Annotated in this window: 20 protein-coding genes and 1 other RNA gene; 15 read left to right on the top strand and 6 right to left on the bottom strand. The window is 65.9% G+C overall.

The annotated features are described in order from the left end of the window. A partial coding sequence (locus tag Q0627_RS08040) for a putative zinc-binding metallopeptidase (protein ID WP_298808909.1) occupies positions 1-116 on the top strand: 116 nt, incomplete at its 5' end. A 23-nt stretch (positions 117-139) separates the two neighbouring features. Here the strand turns inward: Q0627_RS08040 and Q0627_RS08035 are convergent. Together Q0627_RS08035 and Q0627_RS08030 are read right to left on the bottom strand one after the other, a co-directional pair. Continuing rightward, positions 140-616, bottom strand: coding sequence for a low molecular weight protein-tyrosine-phosphatase (locus Q0627_RS08035; protein WP_291016795.1), 477 nt, complete (start codon positions 614-616; stop codon positions 140-142). A 151-nt stretch (positions 617-767) separates the two neighbouring features. After that, positions 768-1,442, bottom strand: coding sequence for an HAD hydrolase-like protein (locus Q0627_RS08030; RefSeq protein WP_298808908.1), 675 nt, complete (start codon positions 1,440-1,442; stop codon positions 768-770). Positions 1,443-1,624: 182 nt separating this feature from the next. Here Q0627_RS08030 and cobC point away from each other — a divergent pair, with 182 nt between their 5' ends. The 8 genes from cobC to Q0627_RS07990 all read left to right on the top strand — a co-directional run bounded on the left by cobC (position 1,625) and on the right by Q0627_RS07990 (position 8,618). Further along, positions 1,625-2,710, top strand: coding sequence for an Rv2231c family pyridoxal phosphate-dependent protein CobC (cobC, locus tag Q0627_RS08025; protein ID WP_291016793.1), 1,086 nt, complete (start codon positions 1,625-1,627; stop codon positions 2,708-2,710). Between the two features lie 5 nt (positions 2,711-2,715). Beyond that, the gene (locus Q0627_RS08020; protein WP_291016790.1) at positions 2,716-3,852 is read left to right on the top strand and encodes a Nif3-like dinuclear metal center hexameric protein; all 1,137 of its coding nucleotides are present in this window, start codon (positions 2,716-2,718) and stop codon (positions 3,850-3,852) included. A 92-nt stretch (positions 3,853-3,944) separates the two neighbouring features. After that, positions 3,945-4,682 (top strand): zinc ribbon domain-containing protein, encoded by a 738-nt coding sequence (locus tag Q0627_RS08015; RefSeq protein WP_291016787.1) that lies wholly within the window; start codon positions 3,945-3,947, stop codon positions 4,680-4,682. 4 nt (positions 4,683-4,686) lie between these two features. Continuing rightward, positions 4,687-5,343 (top strand): histidine phosphatase family protein, encoded by a 657-nt coding sequence (locus Q0627_RS08010; protein WP_291016784.1) that lies wholly within the window; start codon positions 4,687-4,689, stop codon positions 5,341-5,343. A 36-nt stretch (positions 5,344-5,379) separates the two neighbouring features. Beyond that, positions 5,380-5,793, top strand: an RNA gene (gene rnpB / locus Q0627_RS08005) — RNase P RNA component class A. Between the two features lie 39 nt (positions 5,794-5,832). Then, positions 5,833-6,543 carry a hypothetical protein gene (locus Q0627_RS08000; RefSeq protein WP_291016781.1) on the top strand — a complete coding sequence of 237 codons (711 nt, stop codon included), beginning with the start codon at positions 5,833-5,835 and terminating at the stop codon, positions 6,541-6,543. Positions 6,544-6,559: 16 nt separating this feature from the next. Beyond that, on the top strand, positions 6,560-7,012 hold the full coding sequence (locus Q0627_RS07995) for a helix-turn-helix transcriptional regulator (protein WP_291016778.1): 453 nt from the start codon (positions 6,560-6,562) through the stop codon (positions 7,010-7,012). A 154-nt stretch (positions 7,013-7,166) separates the two neighbouring features. Next, positions 7,167-8,618, top strand: coding sequence for an RNB domain-containing ribonuclease (locus Q0627_RS07990; RefSeq protein WP_291016775.1), 1,452 nt, complete (start codon positions 7,167-7,169; stop codon positions 8,616-8,618). On the opposite strand, the gene Q0627_RS07985 is transcribed toward Q0627_RS07990, so the two are convergent. Then, the gene (locus tag Q0627_RS07985; protein WP_291016772.1) at positions 8,605-10,122 is read right to left on the bottom strand and encodes a CYTH and CHAD domain-containing protein; all 1,518 of its coding nucleotides are present in this window, start codon (positions 10,120-10,122) and stop codon (positions 8,605-8,607) included. The two genes, Q0627_RS07990 and Q0627_RS07985, sit on opposite strands and share 14 nt — an antisense overlap. A 137-nt stretch (positions 10,123-10,259) precedes the next feature. Next, entirely contained in the window at positions 10,260-11,213 is a 954-nt protein-coding gene (gene pip, locus Q0627_RS07980) for a prolyl aminopeptidase (protein WP_291016803.1), read from the bottom strand. A gap of 172 nt (positions 11,214-11,385) precedes the next feature. Here pip and Q0627_RS07975 point away from each other — a divergent pair, with 172 nt between their 5' ends. From Q0627_RS07975 to Q0627_RS07955, 5 genes are all read left to right on the top strand, one after another. Beyond that, the gene (locus tag Q0627_RS07975) at positions 11,386-12,003 is read left to right on the top strand and encodes a TetR/AcrR family transcriptional regulator (protein WP_291016769.1); all 618 of its coding nucleotides are present in this window, start codon (positions 11,386-11,388) and stop codon (positions 12,001-12,003) included. A 70-nt stretch (positions 12,004-12,073) separates the two neighbouring features. Next, positions 12,074-13,003 (top strand): metal-dependent hydrolase, encoded by a 930-nt coding sequence (locus tag Q0627_RS07970; RefSeq protein WP_291016765.1) that lies wholly within the window; start codon positions 12,074-12,076, stop codon positions 13,001-13,003. Between the two features lie 33 nt (positions 13,004-13,036). Further along, positions 13,037-14,131, top strand: coding sequence for a hypothetical protein (locus Q0627_RS07965; RefSeq protein WP_291016762.1), 1,095 nt, complete (start codon positions 13,037-13,039; stop codon positions 14,129-14,131). Beyond that, positions 14,128-15,045 carry an alpha/beta hydrolase gene (locus Q0627_RS07960; protein ID WP_291016759.1) on the top strand — a complete coding sequence of 306 codons (918 nt, stop codon included), beginning with the start codon at positions 14,128-14,130 and terminating at the stop codon, positions 15,043-15,045. The genes Q0627_RS07965 and Q0627_RS07960 overlap by 4 nt, the downstream gene beginning before the upstream one ends. A 56-nt stretch (positions 15,046-15,101) precedes the next feature. Continuing rightward, positions 15,102-15,812, top strand: a complete 711-nt coding sequence (locus Q0627_RS07955) for a cutinase family protein (RefSeq protein ID WP_291016756.1) — start codon at positions 15,102-15,104, stop codon at positions 15,810-15,812. Positions 15,813-15,920: 108 nt separating this feature from the next. Here the strand turns inward: Q0627_RS07955 and zapE are convergent, their stop codons facing one another. After that, the gene (gene zapE, locus Q0627_RS07950; RefSeq protein ID WP_291016754.1) at positions 15,921-16,937 is read right to left on the bottom strand and encodes a cell division protein ZapE; all 1,017 of its coding nucleotides are present in this window, start codon (positions 16,935-16,937) and stop codon (positions 15,921-15,923) included. A 67-nt stretch (positions 16,938-17,004) separates the two neighbouring features. On the opposite strand from zapE, the gene Q0627_RS07945 reads away from it, so the two are divergent. Next, on the top strand, positions 17,005-17,571 hold the full coding sequence (locus Q0627_RS07945; protein ID WP_291016751.1) for a TetR family transcriptional regulator: 567 nt from the start codon (positions 17,005-17,007) through the stop codon (positions 17,569-17,571). A 67-nt stretch (positions 17,572-17,638) separates the two neighbouring features. On the opposite strand, the gene Q0627_RS07940 is transcribed toward Q0627_RS07945, so the two are convergent. Further along, positions 17,639-18,073, bottom strand: a complete 435-nt coding sequence (locus Q0627_RS07940) for a DUF4190 domain-containing protein (protein WP_291016748.1) — start codon at positions 18,071-18,073, stop codon at positions 17,639-17,641. Positions 18,074-18,438 lie beyond the last annotated feature (365 nt).

Raw genomic sequence — 18,438 nt, 5'->3', positions numbered from 1 at the left:
GGGCGCTCAACCAGATCAACCGGTCGATGGGGCATCCGGACATGTACCCGTTCGTCCTTGCCGGACCGGTCCTCGACAAGATCCGTTATGTGCACGGGCTGATCAGCGCAGACTGATCGGCCCAGACTGATCAGTCCGGCTACAGGTCGAGGGCCGCGACCGTCCACTCGATGAGTCCGGGGATCGCGGCCTCGATCTGTCTCCGGGTCTCGGCGAAGTCGGTCGGCGTTCCGTAGTAGGGGTCGCTCAGATCGAGGTCGGTGGGGCGGACGGCCGGGTCGAAACTGCGCAGCAGGCGAACCCGGTCGCCGAGACGTTTACGTTCGAGGTCGCGGACGTGCCCGTGGTCGGCGGCGACGAACAGGTCGGCGTCGTAGTGGAGGGGGGACAGCTGAGCCGCGACGTGGTCGTCGGGGTATCCGTTGGCCAGCAGCTCTGTGCGGGCCCGGTTGTCGGCGGGTTCACCGGTGTGAAAACCACTGGTCCCGCAGCTGGTGACCTTCACCCGGCGGTCGAGGCCCGCGCGCACCAGTGCCGTCCGGAAGATGTTCTGGGCCATCGCGGAGCGGCAGATGTTGCCGGTGCAGACAAAGCAGATGTGTAGATCGTCAGACACTGTGCATTTCCTCAGGCTGTTCGAAACCACTGGCGGGACACGGACACGGGTACGACACGATGGCTATTCAGTACAACAACCGAAGTTTCCCATCCGAAATTACCGTCACGAGAACAGGTTGTCGGGTGTGACGGGCCCATAGTGGTGGGCGTCACACTCCGAGAAGGGTACGGAGTTCGAGGATCGAACGCACACTCCACGCCGCGGACCCGGCCTCGCCGTCGAGCGCATAGCCCCACTCGACGTGGATGGTCGGGATCCCGAAACCCGCGGCGCCCTCGATGTCGTGGGACCGATCGCCGACCATCACCACGGGAGTTGCCACCGCACCGGAACCGTCGACATCGACGCCGAGTCCGGTCAAGGCATGGCCGATGACATCCGACTTGTTGCGCCGCGAACCGTCGTCGGAGGCACCCGCGATCACCTCGAAATGGTGCGCGAGCCCGAAGTGTTCGAGAATCCTGACGGCCGTCGCCTGGTTCTTGGAGGTGGCCACAGCCATCCGCCGACCCGCCGCCGTGAGATCGGTCAGCAACGACGCGATGCCGTCGAACACCGAGTTCTCCAGGTAGCCGACGGCGGAATACCGCTCACGGTAGGCGGCCATCGCCGCGGCGGCGGTGGTCTCGTCCAGGCCCATCGCGTGCAGGGTGTCGAGCAGCGGCGGTCCGGCCACGCCCGCGACGACCTCGGGCGGGGCCGGGGGCAGCCCGACGGCGTCGAGGGCGTGGGCGAAGGTGTTGGCGATCCCGGCGAAGCTGTCGGTGAGGGTGCCGTCGAGGTCGAGCAGCAGCAGCGTGCCGGAGTCGGCGGGTGCGGGCACGGCGAGGCCGCCGGGGGTGTTGCGCTCGGGTTTGAGGTGTTCGGGTGCGCTGTCGTACACGCCCTCTATCGTGCACGTGTGGAGCGGCGCAGGCACATCGAGGTCCCCAATTCTGGGGACAGCACCCCTATTTCGGCTTTGTGGGACGCCCGTACCCGCTGCGGCCCAGGACGGAGGTCCAGGTGAACGCCGAGCTATTCGCGCCGGAGCGGCACGGCGACAGCGACAGCGTCGAAGGAATGGCTGATTTCGCAGTCAATGTCCGAGAGGGGCCACCGAAGTTCGTGCTCGACGCACTTGCCGCCCGGCTGCCCGATCTGGCGCGCTATCCGACGACCGGCGACGAGGCTCGCGCGGTCGCTGCGATCGCTGCGGCCCACGAACGGCCCGCAGCGGAGATACTGCTGCTGTCCGGCGCCGCGGAGGGGTTCGAACTGCTTCCACGCCTGGGTATCCGGCACGCCGCGCTCATCCAGCCGTCGTTCACCGAACCCGAGATCGCGCTGCGGGCAGCCGGCGTGCCCATCACCCAGGTCGTCCTCGACCGGCCGTGGCGGCTCGATACCGAGGACATTGCGCGACGCATTCCCGACGCTGCCGACCTGGTGCTGCTCGGCAACCCGACCAACCCGACGTCGGTGCTGCATCCGGTAGCCACGATCGAGGCGTTGCGGGCACCGGGCCGGCTGGTTGTCGTCGACGAGGCGTTCGCCGACCTGACCCTCGATGCGGTGGCGGGGGAGCGGGAACCGGAATCTGTGGCGTCGCGGCGTTGGCCGGATGTGATCGTGTTGCGCTCGATCACCAAGACCTTCGGTCTGGCCGGTCTGCGTGCCGGGTATCTACTGGCATCTCCGCAGATCATCGAGCGACTGTCGGTGGGGCGCAGGCCATGGGCGCTCGGCACGCTGTCACTGGTCGCGCTCGCCGAATGTGTGGGCGAGCGAGGGCAGGCCTACTGCGACGAGGTCGCGACGCGGGTCGTGGCGCAACGGACCCACCTGCTGGCCGGTCTGCGCGACATCGGCATCGAGCCCGCGGTCGAACCCGACGGGCCGTTCGTGCTCATCGAACTCGCCGACGGTCTCGAGGTGAAGGACGAACTGCGGCGCCGGGGGATCGCGGTGCGCAGCGCCGCCAACTTCGTCGGCCTCGGACCCGGATATTTGCGCCTGGCCGTTCGGGACGAGGAGACCACCGCCCACCTGCTCGAAGAATTGCGCCACGTGCGGGCCGTTGTGCGGCGGTCCGGGTCGGTGACAGGGTGAAGTCCATGAGTGAGAACACGGTCCCGACACTCGCGCAGATCATCGACGTCCTCGACGAGGTATATCCACGCCGACTGGCCGAGTCCTGGGATTCGGTGGGTCTGGTGTGCGGCGACCCCGCCGAACCGGTGGCGCGGGCCCTGGTGTGCGTCGACGTCACCGACCGAGTCGTCGGCCGGGCGATCGCCGACGGTGCGGGATTGATCCTCGCGCACCATCCGCTCTTGCTGCGGGGAGTCGACTCCGTCGCCGCCGACACCCCCAAAGGCAGGATCATCCACCGGCTGATCCGCGCCGGGATCGCTCTGTTCACCGCTCACACCAACGCCGACAGCGCCCGGCCCGGGGTATCCGACGCCCTCGCCGCCGAGTTCGGGCTCCTCGACACGGTGCCGCTGAGTCCGCAGCCGCTCCGCCCGATGGACAAGTGGGTGGTGATGGTGCCCGAGGGCAGCAGCGATCAGGTCAGCGAGGCGATGTTCGCCGCGGGTGCGGGTGCGATCGGTGAGTACCGGGACTGCTCGTGGTCGGTGGTGGGCGTCGGGCAGTTCGAACCGCAGGCGGCGGCCAACCCGGCGATCGGGACCATCGGGAAGCGCGAGCGCGTCGACGAGGCGCGGGTGGAGATGGTCGCCGAACGCGGCCTGCGCCGCAAGGTTCTCGCCGCGTTGCGAGCGGCACACCCTTACGAAGAACCGGCCTTCGACATCCTCGAACTCGCCGGCACCGACAGCGACCTCGGTCTCGGCCGGGTCGGCCACCTGCCGCATCCGATGACCGCCGGTGAGTTCGTCGCACTCGCCCAGCGGAAACTGAACGGGCCATGGGGAGTTCGCGCAACCGGTGATCCGGCGACGATGATCACGACCGTAGCGGTATGCGGCGGCGCGGGAGATTCGCTGCTAGGTGCGGCCAAGGCGGCCGGTGCCGACCTGTACCTGACGGGCGACCTGCGCCACCACCCGGCCGACGAGGCCATGCGCGGAGGCGGGCCCGTCCTTGTCGACGCGGGGCACTGGGCCACCGAGTTCCCATGGTGCGCGTACGCGGCGGAACTGCTGCACGAGCGCGCCGGAATTGTGGCTGAAGTGTTCGCTCAGCCCACCGACCCGTTCGCCATCCACTGCGGCCCGGGACAGTGAGTGCCGTCGGGCGGTAGCGCGATTGGCCCGGTGAACGACAGGTGACACAATCGATCAGTTGACGGTCGAATACCAGATGAAAGCAGGCCACGATGAAGGCTAGTTCCGGTGCACAGAGACAGCTCCTCGATCTGGCTGATCTCGATGCTGAGCTGGCCCGCATTGCCCATCGCACCCGCACCCTCCCCGAGGACGCCGAGCTCGCCGAACTGGCCAAGCAGCGCGACGCCGCGCGCGACGATCTGGTGCGCGCCGAGATCGCCTCCGAGGACCTCGAACGCGAATACAAGCGCATCGATTCGGAGATCAACGGGATGAGTGCCCGTGAGGCCAAGGACACCGCGCTGCTGCAGTCGGGCAAGCTCGCACCCAAGGCGCTCACCGAACTGCAGCATGAACTCGCAGGTCTGGGCCGGCGGCGGTCGGTGCTGGAGGACGAGTTGCTGTCGGTGATGGAACAGCAGGAGGCTGTCGGCGCGGAAAGTGAACGCGCACAGGCCACCGTCCTGGACTTCGACACCAAGGTCGCCGAGGCCACCGCCCGCCGCGACGCTGCACTGAGCAAGCTCGCCGCCGACCGCGAGGTGAAGGCGCAGCGTCGTGGTGAGGTCGTCGCCGGTGTCGATGCGGCGTTGCTCGCGATCTACGACCGGGAGCGCTCACAGGGCCGCGCCGGTGCGGCCCTGCTGCGCGCCCGGCGTTGCGGTGGCTGCGGCATGGAACTCGACCGCGGGTTCATCGCGAAGGTTACCGCGTCTGCCGACGACGAGGTGGTGCGTTGCGACGAGTGCGGCACGATCCTGGTCCGCACCTCCGAGTCGGGTCTCTAGGGCGATGAGTGAACAGAAGCCGTCCACACCGACCTGGCAGGGACAACGACAGGCCCCGACGCGGCTCGTGCTGTTGCGGCACGGGCAGACGGCGCTGTCGGTGGAGCGACGCTACTCCGGACGCGGCAATCCTGAACTGACCGACCTGGGCCGCACCCAGGCCGCGGCCGCGGGTAAGCGCCTCGGCGTCGATACGTCCATCTCCGCGATCGTCTCGTCGCCGCTGGCCCGGGCGCGCGCCACGGCGCAGGCCGTCGCCGACGTGAACGGTCTCGACGTGGAGGTCGTCGACGGGCTGACGGAAACGGACTTCGGTCAGTGGGAGGGACTGACGTTTCTCGAAGCCGCCGCCCGCGACCCGCAACTGCACCGCGAATGGCTCGGCGATGTGACTCTGCCGCCGCCGGGTGGAGAGAGCTTCGCGGCCGTCGCCGACCGGATCGGCGGCGTCAAACAGTCTCTGCTGGAACGGTTTCCGGGGCAGACAGTCCTCGTCGTCTCGCATGTGACACCGATCAAGACGCTCCTGCGCGACGCGCTGCGCGCCGGCACCGAGGTGCTCTACAGCATCCACCTCGACCTGGCATCGGTGTCGGTCGTCGAGTTCTATCCCGACGGCGGTTCCGTGGTGAAACTCGTCAACGACACAAGCCACCTCTAGGACCAGTTTCGGGCCCGTCTATCCTGAACGGGCGAACGAGTCGGCCGGGCGGCCGCGGCGCACGGAACGACCGGTCACCGGGCACGCCGTGTGCCGAGGAAAGTCCGGACTCCACGGAGCAGGGTGGTTGTCAACGGCAACCCGGGGTGACCCGCGGGACAGTGCCACAGAAAACAGACCGCCGACGGCATCTCGGTGCCGCAGGTAAGGGTGAAACGGTGCGGTAAGAGCGCACCAGCGACGCGGGTGACCGCGCCGGCTAGGTAAACCCCACCCGGAGCAAGGCTGAAGCCCGCACCTTCCCGGTGCGGGTGCGCAGGTGTTCGAGGGCTGCTCGCCCGAGCCTGCGGGTGGGCCGCTTGAGGTACCCGGTGACGGTGTGCCCAGATGGATGGTCGCCGCCCACGCCTGGCGTGGGCACAGGATCCGGCTTACACGCCGACTCGTTCGCTCACGCATCGAATGTATCGGATCTGATACATTTGATGCGTGGACGTCGATGACTCTCGTTCTGGTGTACCGGCGAAACCTCCTGGCCTCGCCATCGTTCTCGAATCTGCTGCGAGGCTGCAGCAGCTTGTTCCCGACGCAGTGCTCGTAGGTGGATCTGCTGCCGCCTACTACGCGCAGCACCGGCTTTCCACCGACCATGATCACGTACTGGCAGATCTGCGTGACCGCTTCGATGCCGTACTTGACGCGCTCGACCGAGACGGGGACTTCGTACTGAACCGCGCGGTTCCGGGCAAGATCATCCTCGGCGAGCTCGGCGGAATCGAGGCAGGTGTCCGGCAGCTCATCAGGAAGCGCCCGCTGGAGGTCCAGCGCGTTGACTTGCCATCGGGTGCGCGCCTGACAGTGCCCACTGTCGACGAGATTGCCCGAATAAAGGCATATCTGATTGTGAAACGGAATCAGATGCGCGACTATCTCGATCTGGCTGCACTGTCGGGCAGGTTCGGCAGGGAATCAGTGGGTGTCACTCTGGCACGGATCGACGAGTACTATTCCGACGACACTCATCCCGATGATCGGCCGGTGCAGTCACAACTGGCCAGACAGCTTGCCGATCCCCGACCGAAGGATTCCCGCAGCATTCGGGACCTACCCACCTACAAGGCACTCGAACCTCGGTGGCGGAAGTGGGATGACGTGGTGGCCGAGTGCGTGGCATTGGCGGCGGATGTCGTCAATGGATGAGTGAAGGAAGCGCGCAATGGCTCTGAAGTTCCGCAATATCGGCGTCACCCCCGATGATCCGGTCGAGGACTGGGGATTCGAGGGGATCCTTGCGGCGATCGACCGCGGCTACGCCCGTGACTGGGCGAAACTCGTGATCGCGGTTCACGCGAATCCGGACTTGGAACAGGTGTACCGCGAGGCAGCGGAAGCGGCGGAATCGGATTCGACGGTCATCCTGCTCGACGCGATGCTCGCAGACAAGAGGAAGTCCCCATCCGAGCGTGCTGTCGACCGATTGCGCATGGCGTTCGCAGGTACCCGGATGACCCAAGCGGAGGTGGCCGACCGGATCGGCACCTCGCGCTCCCGGCTGAACTCCTACCTCGCGGGCAAGGTCACTCCATCTATGGATGTGCTTGTCGCGGTGGAAGATCTGGCTCGGGAAGTTCGGGCACCGTCGCTGTCGGCGATTCTGGCGCTGCGGTAGCGGGGTTATAAGCGAGGGCAACCCCGATCTGCGTCGGCAAGGGGCGTCCGTCCACGACGGGCTGGCGAACGCGACGTCGACGCGGACGTGGGGATGGCCCGGCGATTCCACCAATAGGCCGGGGTGACGGCCGGGGGCACTAAGGTCGGTGGGTATGCATCGTCGCTTCTGGGCACCCGACATCGACTTCGCGGCCATCCGCACCGAACTCGGGGTGGCCGAGGACTACGCCGACGACGTACTCGCCGAGGCGCGGGGTGCCGTCGACCGACATGCGGGCGAACGCGAGGACCGCACCGACCTGCCGCTGGTGACCATCGACCCACCGACGTCGATGGACCTCGACCAGGCCGTGCACATCGCCCGCGACGGCGGTGATTTCGTCATCGACTACGCCATCGCCGACGTCGCCGCGCTCATCGAGCCCGAGGGCGCCCTCGATCAGGAAAGCCGCAGGCGCGGCACGACCGTGTATTTCCCGGACGGGTCGGTGCCGCTGCACCCGCGGGAGCTGTCCGAAGGCGCCGGATCACTGCTGCCCGACCAGATCCGGCCGTGCGTGCTGTGGACCATCCGGGTGTCGGCGTCCGGGGAGCCCATGGATGTGCGGGTGCGCCGAGCCACCGTACGGTCGGTGGCCAAACTGAACTACGCCGGGGTCGCCGCCGATGCGGTGGCGGGGACCTTGCATCCGTCGATCGCGGCGCTGCCCGACTTCGGCGAACTGCGTGCCCGCGTCGCGCTCGATCGCGGGGCCGTCGACCTCGACCTGCCCGATCAGGAGGTGGTGCGCGGTGGCGACGGCTGGTCGGTGGAACTGGCCCCGCGCACACCCGCGGACGGCTGGAACTCGCAACTGTCGCTGTTGACCGGGACGTGCGCCGGAAAGATCATGGCCGACGCCGGGGTCGGTCTGCTGCGTACGCTGCCGGCGGGCAAACCGGAGGCCGTCGACACTCTGCGGGCCACGGCGTCGGCGCTCGGCGTGACCTGGCCCGACGGGTATTCACCCGGACGTTTCCTCAAAGGCCTTGCGGCCGAACAGCCGTCGACCCTTGCATTGATGAACGCGGCCACCTCGCTGATGCGGGGGGCCGACTATCTGGTCCTCGGCCGCGGTGCCGATGGAGTACTCATCGACGCGGTTCACGGTGAACCGGTATCCGCCGCCGACACCCGCCACGCCGCCATCGCCGGACAGTACGCGCACGTCACCGCGCCACTACGTCGGCTCGGTGACCGGTTCGCCACCGAGGTGTGCCTGTCGGTGACCGCAGGCGCGCCGGTGCCGGACTGGGTGAGCAGAGCGTTGCCGACGCTGCCCAAGATCCTGCGCGCGGCCGACTCGCGCTGCTCGTCCGCCGACCGGCTCAGCGTCGACCTGGCCGAAGCAATCGTTCTGGAAGACCAAGTAGGACAACAGTTCTCCGCTGTTGCTACACGCGCGGGCGGTGACCGCCGACCGGCCGAGGTGTTCATCGACACCCCGGCGGTAATCGCGCCGTGCGACGGTGCGCCGCAACCCGGCACCCGCCTGGACGTCGTGCTGTCGGCGGCGGACCCGGTGAAACGTCAGGTGCGTTTCAGCCCGGTCACAAATCCTTGATCGCCGAACTGTAGGCGGCGATCGCGTGGTCGATCGCCGCTGTCTGCCTGGCATCGACACGACCGAGGACGAACAGATCCCTGGGCTCCAGCGCCAATGATCCCGATTGTGCCTGTGCCACCAACTCGGCGATCCGCTTACGGTTGAGGCGCGCGTCGTTCACATCGCCGAGCGCCGACTGAATCACCTTGGCCACCTTGCCTGCCCGCTCATGACGTGATTTGCCCAGCGCTGCCACCGCATCGGCCCGGTACCGAAGCCGCTTGGCCTTCTTGCGTACCACATGAAGCTGTTCGAACCACTCGTCCGATCCTTCGGGGAGAGAGGCGAGCAAGTTCTGCTCCCGGCGAATTCGCCTGCGGCTGCGTCTGATCGACCTGTCGGCGGCCACCTCGGCGGTGTCGTCGGCACGTGGTCCGGTGGGCGGATCGGCGATGAGTTCGTCGATGGCGTCGAGCAACGCGAAATATCGGTTCGAATTCATGGCCCGGTGAGCCACCTGCACCGCACGGTCGTGGTCGGCCCTCTCCTGGCCGATCAGCGCCTCGCGCAGTGCATCCGACACGTCCTCACCCTCCAGCAAGGAGACGTCGATGCCGATCTGCACCTCGCTGTCGCGGGCGTCGCCCAGAATGCGGGCCAGCAGCCTCAGCTCACCGTTGAGATGGGCGGTCTTCTCGGCGTCGAGAACCTCCTTGAAACCGGTGAGCACACTGCGCAGCCGTCGTGAGGACACCCGCATCTGGTGGACCGCGTCATCGGCATCAACCCGTACTTTCGGATCCCACTCGATGAGCGAGTTGCGATGGACTGTGAGATTGGTGAGCACCAGATCCAGTGCGGTCGGGTGCTTTCCGAGCTCCGGCACCGCCGTGGAGACCGCCGGCGTGGATCCGATCGCACGAGCCAACTTCGACACACTCGACGGTTCCCGGGCGCCGGCCTTCGTGAGCGTCCGAGTTGCGGCCTTGAGCAGGCGCGCATTGCCGGAGTCACCGAGTAGCTCGAACTCCCACTCCGACCATTGCTGAGTATGTCCACCGGGAAGTAACGACCGTGCGGTCACCAGATCGGCGGCCAGCTCGGCGATCGGTTCGTCGCCTTCCCCGAGCAGGATGGTGACCGTGCGCTGGGTGGAGATCGCTGCCACGGGGATCAGCGGCCGGGTGCGGACGAGCACCCGCACCGGATCGATCAGCGCTGCCGGTGGTGTGTCATTGTCGGGGGCCTCGTCGAAGCCCACCCGCAACTCGCGGCGGGCACCGGCGGTGTCGGCGGGACGCTTGAGATGCCAGCCTGCGTCGTATCCGCCGGTGCGGCGGCGCATGGTGATCTTGTTGCCCGCCAGATCCAGGTTCTCGGTGTCGAAGTAGGTGGCGTCGAGCGTGAAGGTCTCCGGCTCGCGGGCGCCGACGACGCCGGGCAGCGCCCGGAGATCGGGGGGCTCGGTTCCTGCTTCCACATCAAACTTGAGTTCGACCTCGATCTGCTCGGATGCGGCCACCGCGACTCCTTTGTCTTGCCCACCTTGCCCGATTCTACTGGCGGCGGTGGCCGGTAAGCCGGAGAATTTCTGGTGAAATGGCGGTTCGCTCGGGCATATGTCCGCGCGAACTGCCAGACCTCCGGAAAGTTGCGTGATCAGAGTTGGGCGAACCGGTCGGTGGCCTCGATGAGGTGGTGTTTGATGCCTGGTTCGTAGGAGGCGTGGCCGGCGTCGTCGACTATGTGGAGTTGGGCTTTGGGCCAGGCGCGGTGCAGGTCCCAGGCGCTACGCGCTGGGCACACCACGTCGTAGCGGCCCTGCACGATGACGCCGGGGATATGGCTGATGCGGTCGATGTTCGCCAGAAGCTGTCCGTCGGTGAGGAATCCGCCGTTGACGAAGTAGTGGTTCTCGATGGTGGCGAACGCCAGGTCGAACCGGGAGCCCTCGGAGCCATTGGTCGGCTGGGGGAGCAGGTGACTGGTCGACTGTTCCCATGCGGTCCACGCTGACGCCGCCCGCTGGGCCACCTCCGGGTCGTCGGAGGTGAGCAGCCGGTGATAGGCGGCCACCAGGTCGCCGCCGCGTTCGGATTCGGGGATCGGAGCCAGATATCCCTCCCACAGGTCGGGATAGATGTTGGCGGCACCGCCGTTGTAGTACCAGTCGATCTCGCTGCGCCGCAGCAGGAAGATCCCGCGCAGTACCAGCTCGGTAACCCGTTCGGGATGGGTTTGGGCGTACGCCAGACCCAGCGTCGAACCCCACGAGCCGCCGAACACCTGCCAGCGTTCGATGCCCAGATGCGTGCGCAGGAGTTCCATGTCGGCGATCAGGTGGCCGGTGGTGTTCACCGACAGGTCGGCGCCGTCGGCGATGTGCGGGCGGGACTGTCCGCAGCCCCGCTGATCGAACAGCACGATCCGGTACCTGTCGGGGTCGAAGAAGCGGCGCTGGGCGGGACCGGTGCCGCCGCCGGGTCCGCCGTGCACGAACACGACGGGTTTGCCGCCGGGAGAACCAGATGTCTCCCAGTAGACGAGCTGACCGTCTCCGACGTCGAGGAGCCCGGAGTCATAGGGTGCGATCGCCGGATAGAAGTCGCGCATGGAGACTCTCATCTGTGAGTGGTTGGCAAGGTGTGGGGGTGTACCCGAATTTGCAGGTGAACGTTACCGCACGTGCCGGGAGGGAACAGGGTCTTGCCGGCCTGTCCGTCCGGGCGGAGGACATCGCCGGGTGTGGTATGCCTACCGTGGTGGCGGCGTCGAAAGGATGAAGGTGACTTCGGAGACTCGTGGTCCGCGGCGGGTCGCCTGGGGCGGTCAGGGGCAGCCGGAGGATCCCCGGTCGCGGATCATCGAGGCCGCGATCCGGACTCTCACCACGTACGGACTGGAACACACCTCGCTGACGGTGATCGCGCGTGAGGCACAGGTGTCGCGGCAGACGGTGTACAAGTATTTTTCCACCAAGGAGGAGATCGTCGAGATCGCCCTGGAGCGGGCGGTCACCGACGCCGGAGATCGTCTCGTAGCGCTCGCCCGCACTGCTGGCACCGCCGAGGAATTCGTGGTGGAGTTGTGCCTGTCGGTGGTCCGGGAGTTCACCGCCAACCCGGCCATCTCGCCGATGATCACAGTCCTGGAACAACCGGCCGCGCGTCGTCGGCTGCTGGATACGGATGCGCTGGCTTTGGCCCGCGGATACCTGGAACCCGTCCTGGGATATCGACCTGACCTCACCGGTGATCTGAAGGAGATGACGGAGACGTTCCTGCGCTTCGTGATCTCGCTGATGACTTTCGAGGGGCCGTCCGGCAGCAGCGACGATAGTCTGCGCGCTTACCTGACGAAGGTGCTGGTGCCTGCGATGGGACTGCACCGCCAACTCGAGTGATTGACAACTAAGTCATATAGTGTCAATCTCGTCACTGTTGGTGTGGTTCAGATCACGCAGGGAGTGGCCGATGGCGACGCTCGAAGTACGCAGAATTCCGTTCGAGTTCGGCGACGATGTGCCGTTCGTGTGGAATCCGCGCAACGTCGCCTTCTCGACTTTCATGAATGTGGTGTCGGTGTATGCGGTGGCGTTCGAGCAGATGATCGTCGCCGCCGTGCGCGAGGCCATTCCGCTCATCGCCGACGACGACGTGGCGCAGGAGGCCAAGGACTTCCTACGGCAGGAGGCCCAGCACTCGGCGTGTCATCGCCGACATCTCAAGTCGCTGGTGTGTCACTATCCGGGTCTGCAGCAGACGTTCGACGATGTCATCGCCTCCTTCGAGGAGATCACCGACACCAAGCCGCTCAATTACCGGCTCGCCTACATCGCGGACCTGGAGGCGACGTTCACCCCGTTCTTCAAACTTCTTCTCGACAACGAGGACGTGCTGTTCCGCACCGGAGATGATCGGGTGTCGTCACTTCTGTTGTGGCACTTTGTCGAAGAGGTGGAGCACCGGAGTTCAGCCCTGGTGATCTATGACGCCGTCGTGCACGACGACTGGTACCGGGTGCGGGTGCTGCCGTCGATCGCCAGGCACCTGCTCGCCGCCGCGCGGATCGTCGCCGACGGCATGAACGAGCATGTGCCGTTCGCCGAACGCGGTATGAATGCGCACGACATCAAACCGGCCTTGAGCATGCGGACCGCACTGCTGTCCCGAATTCCCGGGCTCAAACCTGCGACTGTTCCCGTGCAACCTGCTCTCGGTGAAGTGCCCTGGCGCCAGAAGATCACCAGCGGTGTGCGGGTCCTGTTGAGCCAGACACCCTTTCACAATCCGGAGAAGGAACCGCTGCCGGCTTTCGCTGAGATCTGGTTCGAGCGCTACCGGCGTGGTGACGATGTCGCACACTGGTACGGCGGCTTGGCCGCACGAAGTGGGACGACGTAGATGGCAGGTCCGTGTCCTACCGACTTCGCCTCGATGGCTGACGAACTCGGCTTCTCCTGTGCCGATGTGCGGCCCGTCGTGAATGTGCGCAACCCGCTGGATCTGGCCAACTGGACGTTGCCCGTGGTGGAGCTGCTGTTGGTGTCTTTGGCGATTGCCGCTGCGGCACAAGCTGTTCGGCGATGGCGGGCCGGCGACGTGACACCGGGCGCACTATGGCTCGGTTCGGTGGTCTATCTGATGGCGATGGAACCGCCGGTATATTTCCCCGCGCAATTCGGAGTGGAAGACCACCTGAAGACCGCATTCGTGCACAACGTGTTCACGGTCGAGTTCATGTTCGACCGGATGCCGCTCTACATTCTGTGCCTCTACCCGGCGATGGCTGTGCTGAGTTACGAGGGTGTGCGGAGTTTCGGTGTATTCCGCCGACGCGGGCTGCTCGCCGGATCAATGTGTGTCGGGTTCGTACACCACTGCTTCTACGAGGTCTTCGATCATCTTGGCCCGCAATTGAAATGGTGGGCGTGGAATCCTGAAGAGAAGAATATCGCGGCGGTGATCGGGTCGGTTCCAGTGGCCAGCGTGTTCATGTTCGCGACGGTAGGTCCGGCCGCGCTGACCTTTCTGGTCCGCACCTTCGTCACCGGTAGAGCACCGCAGGGGCCGCTTCGTGTGGCCGGCGGCATCGTTCTCAGCGGCGTGCTGACGACGCTGGTTGTACTGGTCGCCGGAATCCCGGGAATCGTCGCGGGCATGATCGGCGGCGACCCCAACACTGCCGCGCAGACGCTGGTGATGATGGCATTCGTCGTCGTTTTCGCCGTGGTCGCTTTCGCGGTGCTGCCCGTTGAGTGGTGTCGCAACAGGTTGTCGGGCCATCCCGACGACGACACCGCCCGCCGCTATGTCGTTGCTGCGGCCGGTGCGTACTGCGCGGTGTTCGCAGGGCTGTGGGGTTCGGAATTGCCCGGCTTGCCGGCGGGTTCGGTCGACGAGCGGGTTGCCGGCAGCGTGCCGTACGCTCTGGCCTGTTTCGTCCTGGCGGTGGTGTTCACTGTTGGAGTCGCGACGGGCGGCCGGGTAGCAGCGGTGCGAGATCCGGTTGTGGAGAAGGAGATGGTGTGACGACTGAACCCGAGGTCATCGAGGTCGAGGGTGCCGCGGGCACTTTACGCGCGTTGTGCTGGTCGTCGTCGGAAGTTCGTGATCGGGACCGCCCGATTGCCCTGTTGCTGCACGGCTTTCCCGACGCTCCGGAAACGTGGGTGCCGACGGCGCAACGCCTGGCCGATGACGGTTGGCGCGTCGTCGCGCCGTACCTGCGCGGGTATGCACCATCGGACCTCGCCTCCGACGGCAGCTACCACGTCGGTGCGCTGATGGACGATGCGCTGCGCGTCGTCGACGAACTCGGCCCGACCGATCATGACGTGGTGATCGGCCACGACTGGGGCGCGATCATCGCGGGCGTGCTGGCGTCCTTGCCCGATAACCCGTTTCGTAAAGCGGTGCTGATGTCGGTGCCACCGATCCCGGTGTTCTATCCGATCCGCGGTCTGGGTGTCCGTCGGTCATTGCCGGTACTGCTCCCGAAACAACTACTCCGAAGCTGGTACATCACGTACTTCCAGCTCCCGTCGCTGCCCGAACGCTCCTCCGGCAAGGTCATCCCATTCCTGTGGCGACGCTGGTCGGTGCGCCGCGACATCGACCTCACCCCCGTCTACGACGCCATCGGCGCCCCCGACCGCTGGACCGCCGCCATCTCCTACTACCGCTGCGCCGCCTCGGACAAGTCTGTGCCACAACGTTATCGGGCCTACCAGGACCGCTTCGGCGAACCACCGCAGATCCCGGTTCTCTACCTCCACGGCGACCGCGACGGCGCCCTCGGCGTCGGCTTCGCCGACCGTGCCCGCGCGGTGCTCCCACCCGGCAGCGCCGCTCATGTCATCGAGGGCGCCGGCCACTTCCTGCAAGTTGACAGTCCGGAGGAGACGATCGAGAAGATCACGGGCTTCATCGGCCCGGTCGACTGAGTGTGCTGCGACAATTGCCTCTCGAAGTGTCGGCCATCCGGCGCTAGCATCAACAGATGATCAAACGGTCCGCCGTGGTGCTGGTGTGCTTGGCGACGATGCTCGCGATGGGTGTGATCGCAGGTCAGGGGCGTGCCGACGCGGCGTCGTGCCCTGACGTCGAGGTGTTCTTCGCCCGTGGCACCGTCGAGACGGCACCGCCGGTCGGGCTGACCGGCCTGGCTTTCAGCGCCGAACTGCGCCGGCAGCTTCCGGGCAAGAGCGTGAGCGTGTGGGGTGTGCCGTACAAGGCGACCGACCGATTCAGTAACCGCCGGTACGTCGCGCAGACCGCGATCGACGGCATCAGCATGGTCCAGAGACGGATGACTCGGATCGCGTCGGTGTGCCCGACGACGAAGATCGTCCTGGGCGGTTACTCGCAGGGCGCGGTCGTCACCACCTACGCCACCTCGTCGACGAGATTGCGGCTGCCCGAGAGGTACGAACGGCAACTGACCGATCTGCCACAGGTACTGCCGTCGTCGGTTGCCGACCATGTCGCAGCGGTCATTCTGTTCGGGGCGCCGTCGGACCGGTGGATGCGGGACATCGGCACACCACTGCTGCGTGTCGGAACGCCGTACCGCGCCAAGACCTACCGCTACTGCATCCCCGGCGACACCATCTGCAACGGCGCCAAGGTGGGCCAGCCGAACGCGCTGCACGTTCTGTACGGGACGATGAGTGCGGCGGCAGCACGCTTCGCGGCGCAACGCATCCGATAGCGCAAGCGGCGTGACGCCCCCGATTCGGGTTGTAATAGGCCAGAATATTGCTCTTGGTTCTGGATTCCGGAACCGAGGGCAAGGTTGGTCCGCTGTTGCCGATCAAGGCTAGGCCAGTCGCGCGCCGCACGTCGTGTGGAGCGACTGGAGCCTGCTCAGCGTTCGACCGACATCGTGCGGTGGGGAAGGCGCGTCGAGGATTCGTTCGGGTGGTCCTGCCGATTCGATGTCGAGCCGGATGTCGCGGTCGTACAGGATGTCGACGAGGTTGGCCAATCGCATGAGTGGGTCGCGGTCGGCGGACGCCAGGCTGGGGACTCCCATCATGGTGATGGCATCGAAATTATCTGCTAGCCAAAGGTATTGACGGTTGCCCACTGGTCGTTCGCAGAGTTCGGTGAAAGTGAAGTGCGCCGCCCAGTCGGTCATATGGGTGGCGAGCAGCACGATGCCGTCCGCATTCAGGGGCACCTGGGTCGGGGAATCGGTGATCTGCTCCGGCGATCCGGAGATCCATGTGCCGGAGCTGAATCCTTTGTCCGAACGGACGAGCCGCCTCCGGTAGTCGGGTCCGTCACCGACGGTGGTCGCCGTCATCGTCTTGGTTATAAGGTCGATCGCCGGGAGAAAGCGACTGTGGAACAACGGGTTCGGCAGGAGATCTGCCGGCGCGTAATTGCTGGTGGCGATGATCAGTCGGCTGCCGTCGCAGAGGGTTCGCAGCAGTTCGGTCAGATAGATCGCGTCGGCGACGTCGTGCACGTGAAACTCATCGAAGAACACCGCACGTGCCTCGCCGACGACTGATTGTATCGCCTCTTGGTGGGACATGCCGTGTCGGGCGATCAGGGTCTGTATGTCGGCCAAGAAGTTGTGGAAATGGATGCGGACCTTGTGCAGTTCCGGAATCGCGTCGAAGAACAGTGTTGCGAGAACAGTCTTTCCGCGCCCGGCGGGTCCGTACAGGTAGATGCCGGCTTCCTCCGATCCGGCGATCTCGTCGATCGCCCGGCGCTGACCGTCGTCGAGAACGATCCCCGACGCGGCGACGGACTCGAGGAACCGTGGGCCGGTGCGGCTTGCCAATGACTGAGCCGCCTGAGTTCGGCGATTGCGTAGTCTCATCGCGACCTCCATTGCTCTATGAATATAGAGTAATGGAGAACGGCAATCGACGAGTAGGGGAGGCGAGATGGTGCGACCGGGGGACAGGCGGCCGATGATCACCGACCACGCGATCGTGGTGCTCGCCGACGGTGGTGCGCGGGCACTGACCCACCAGGCCGTAGACCGCCACGCGGGCCTGCCCGCCGGCTCGACGTCGTACTACTTCCGCACCCGGGCCGCACTCATCGCGGCCGTCGTCGAACGCATCCGGGTCCACTCGCGGACGGCATTCGACAACGCACAGGCGCAGTCGGCGGGCCCCGTCACCGCCGAGGGAGCGGCCGCGCTCATCGCCGGGCAGTTGCGGAACCTCACCGGGGAACGATGGGACCAGGCGCTCGCGGTGTTCGCACTGCTCGGCGAGGTACGGGAGCAGCCGGAACTGCGTGATGCGTTGATGCGGTGCCTGTTCTCGGTCGACCTCGCCACCGGCCTGTTAGGCGCACTGGGCAGTGCCGCCCCCGAAGCCGACGCCGCCGACCTCATCGACCTGCTCACCGGTCGCCTGGTCGGCCTACTGTTCGGCGCTGACGACCGCTCACCTGAGCAGGTGGAGGAAACAGTCACCAGGTTACTGCGGCGGATCAGGTGAAACCGGTCTGAGGTTGCCGACAGTCTCGGTTTTCCGGGATCGTCGGCAACCTCAGACGCCTATTTCGTTAGTATCCCCCGGTGAAGATCGAGGCATAGAAGACGATCAGCACAATCCATGCCGCCAGACCGATATAGCCCAGAATCAATCCGGCGATGGCGAGGCCACGGCCACCTTCCCCGGTCCGATTGATCTGACACAACCCGATGTGCCCGAAGACGATTCCCAACGGGGCGACGGTCAGCCCCATGATAAGCGCGACGACGGCCATGGAGTTGGTGCCGCCTGACGCCGGCCGCCATCCAACAGCGCGGTCCGCGGTTACGGGTTGGCCGTCAGGGGTGTACCCGACGATCGGGTAAATCGGCTGGCCGTCCGAGGTATGGCCGATGCGGGTGGGCTTGGTGCTTGACACCCCCGCGCTGGGTCGACTTCCCAACCAAATTATGACCACTGCGGCGATGATGATGATACCGCTCAGCAAGAGGTAGATCAGGTCCACTGTCGACCCCCTCTGACAAGCCTGGCGACGACTGGCCATGTCGGCCAACTCTTTTGGTTACCTACCTCAGCGGGTGAGTTGTCCCCCAGCTGTTGGGGGGGGGGCTCGTCATATGTGGGTTTCTCCTATCGTATCGCTGGTCAGGATGGACCAGGGGAGAACCGTTGGGCAATCGGCCGTATGGGCGACATGCCGGATTCTGGCCTGCGGGTGCCGAAGACGTGCCGCGCACACGCCTTGCTGTGCGCGCCGGGATCCATTGCAGACAGCAAGCTTTGGTGGTGTCTGCTGTCCTGCTAACCTCTGCTAACCTCAATACCGTTCAGTTAAGGTCGACTTGGGTGTAGTCTGGTGGTGTGCCGCGT

The sequence above is a fragment of the uncultured Gordonia sp. genome, assembly GCF_937858515.1.
Lineage (GTDB): Bacteria > Actinomycetota > Actinomycetes > Mycobacteriales > Mycobacteriaceae > Gordonia.
The sequence above is the reverse complement of the archived record's forward strand: the minus strand, read 5'-3'. Positions and strand labels throughout refer to the sequence as shown.

Coding starts and splice junctions, on each gene's coding strand:
- Q0627_RS08020 (WP_291016790.1), top strand. CDS start 2,716: ATGAGTGAGAACACGGTCCCGACACTCGCGCAGATCATCGACGTCCTC.
- Q0627_RS08015 (WP_291016787.1), top strand. CDS start 3,945: ATGAAGGCTAGTTCCGGTGCACAGAGACAGCTCCTCGATCTGGCTGAT.
- Q0627_RS08010 (WP_291016784.1), top strand. CDS start 4,687: ATGAGTGAACAGAAGCCGTCCACACCGACCTGGCAGGGACAACGACAG.
- Q0627_RS07995 (WP_291016778.1), top strand. CDS start 6,560: ATGGCTCTGAAGTTCCGCAATATCGGCGTCACCCCCGATGATCCGGTC.
- Q0627_RS07990 (WP_291016775.1), top strand. CDS start 7,167: ATGCATCGTCGCTTCTGGGCACCCGACATCGACTTCGCGGCCATCCGC.
- pip (WP_291016803.1), bottom strand. CDS start 11,213: ATGCGCGACTTCTATCCGGCGATCGCACCCTATGACTCCGGGCTCCTC.
- Q0627_RS07970 (WP_291016765.1), top strand. CDS start 12,074: ATGGCGACGCTCGAAGTACGCAGAATTCCGTTCGAGTTCGGCGACGAT.
- Q0627_RS07965 (WP_291016762.1), top strand. CDS start 13,037: ATGGCTGACGAACTCGGCTTCTCCTGTGCCGATGTGCGGCCCGTCGTG.
- Q0627_RS07955 (WP_291016756.1), top strand. CDS start 15,102: ATGATCAAACGGTCCGCCGTGGTGCTGGTGTGCTTGGCGACGATGCTC.
- zapE (WP_291016754.1), bottom strand. CDS start 16,937: ATGAGACTACGCAATCGCCGAACTCAGGCGGCTCAGTCATTGGCAAGC.
- Q0627_RS07945 (WP_291016751.1), top strand. CDS start 17,005: ATGGTGCGACCGGGGGACAGGCGGCCGATGATCACCGACCACGCGATC.